This window comes from Apilactobacillus pseudapinorum, from assembly GCF_040369555.1.
Taxonomy (GTDB): domain Bacteria; phylum Bacillota; class Bacilli; order Lactobacillales; family Lactobacillaceae; genus Apilactobacillus.
On sequence record NZ_BAABVU010000032.1, the window covers coordinates 1 to 429 of the forward strand.

The 429-nt window shown below is 52.0% G+C and carries 1 rRNA gene; it reads left to right on the forward strand.

Annotated features, from left to right (window positions below):
* Positions 1 to 429 (forward strand): 16S ribosomal RNA (locus ABWU86_RS05910); the annotation flags it as partial.

Here is a 429-nt window from a genome sequence, read left to right on the forward strand (position 1 = left end):
GCCGTAAACGATGAATACTAGGTGTTGGAGGGTTTCCGCCCTTCAGTGCCGCAGCTAACGCATTAAGTATTCCGCCTGGGGAGTACGACCGCAAGGTTGAAACTCAAAGGAATTGACGGGGGCCCGCACAAGTGGTGGAGCATGTGGTTTAATTCGATGCTACGCGAAGAACCTTACCAGCTCTTGACATCTTCTGCCAACCTAAGAGATTAGGTGTTCCCTTCGGGGACAGAATGACAGGTGGTGCATGGTTGTCGTCAGCTCGTGTCGTGAGATGTTGGGTTAAGTCCCGCAACGAGCGCAACCCTTATTATTAGTTGCCAGCATTTAGTTGGGCACTCTAGTGAGACTGCCGGTGATAAACCGGAGGAAGGTGGGGATGACGTCAAATCATCATGCCCCTTATGAGCTGGGCTACACACGTGCTAC